At 65.2% G+C, this 1,066-nt stretch carries 1 protein-coding gene; it reads right to left on the minus strand.

What is annotated here, in order from left to right:
- Positions 1 to 53: 53 nt before the first annotated feature.
- A complete protein-coding gene (locus B384_RS0116090; protein WP_019484126.1) occupies positions 54 to 1,037 on the minus strand; it encodes an aldo/keto reductase in 984 nt (327 codons plus the stop codon).
- Positions 1,038 to 1,066 lie beyond the last annotated feature (29 nt).

The following is a 1,066-nucleotide window of genomic DNA, read 5'->3' on the forward strand; positions in this document are numbered from 1 at the left end:
CGAGCCGTCGTCGTCGGTCGATCAGGTCTCCGACCAAAGGGCCGGTGTGCCGTTTACCAGCGGGGGTGGATCGCTTCACGGAAGTGGCGGTCGTAGATATCACGGACGCCGTCGTTCAACCGGGCCCCAAGATCCCCGGTGTCCGCTGCTGCTGCGTTGGCGCGCGCCTGCTCCACGGTGCGGGCGCCGGGGATGACGGTGCTGACGCCGTCCTGCGCCACAATCCAGGCGATCGCGGCCTGGGCGGTGGTCACGCCGTCGGGAACCAAGCCCTCGAACTCCTTGACGGCCGTCAAGCCGGTATTGAAGTCAACGCCCGAGAAGGTCTCTCCGACGTCGAACGCTGAACCGCTGATGTTGTAGTTCCGGTGGTCGTTCTCGGCGAACGTCGTGTCCTTTGAATACTTGCCGGAGAGCAGCCCCGAGGCGAGCGGAACCCTCACGATGATTCCGACGCCAGCCTCCTTGGCCGCGGGCAGCACCTCGTCCAGTGGCTTGAGGCGGAAGGCGTTGAGGATGATCTGGATGGTCGCAATGTTGCCGTGTTTGAGGGCGGCCAGGGCCTCATCAGTGCGTTCGACGCTGACCCCGTAGTTGCGGATGGCGCCTTCGCTGACCAGCGTGTCGAGGGCACCGTAGACCTCGGCGTCGGAATAGACCGACGACGGCGGGCAGTGCAGCTGCACCAGGTCAAGAGTGTCCACACGGAGGTTGGTGCGGGACCGGTCGATCCACTGGCGGAAGTTTGCCAGCGTGTAGTTCTCCGGCTTCTGCTCCACCCTGCGGCCCATCTTGGTGGCGACGGTGATGTCCAGGCCGGGGTTATCCGCCAGGAAGGCGCCGATGGTCTGTTCGCTGCGGCCATCGCCGTACACGTCGGCGGTGTCGAAGAAGGTGATGCCGGAATCGACGGCGGCGTGGAGGATGGCCGTGGCATCGTTGGGGTCTACGTCTCCCCAGTCGGCGCCGAGCTGCCAGGTGCCCAGCCCTACGGTCGAAACGGAGCGTGCGGTCTTACCAAGAGTTCGTTGTTCCATCCTCTGACTCTAGCCAGCCGAGCGGCTGG

This window comes from Arthrobacter sp. TB 23 (assembly GCF_000294595.1).
Taxonomy (GTDB): Bacteria; Actinomycetota; Actinomycetes; order Actinomycetales; family Micrococcaceae; genus Arthrobacter_D.

Excerpts from the sequence above, each read along its gene's own strand:
- B384_RS0116090 (WP_019484126.1), bottom strand. The coding sequence starts at position 1,037 with ATGGAACAACGAACTCTTGGTAAGACCGCACGCTCCGTTTCGACCGTA.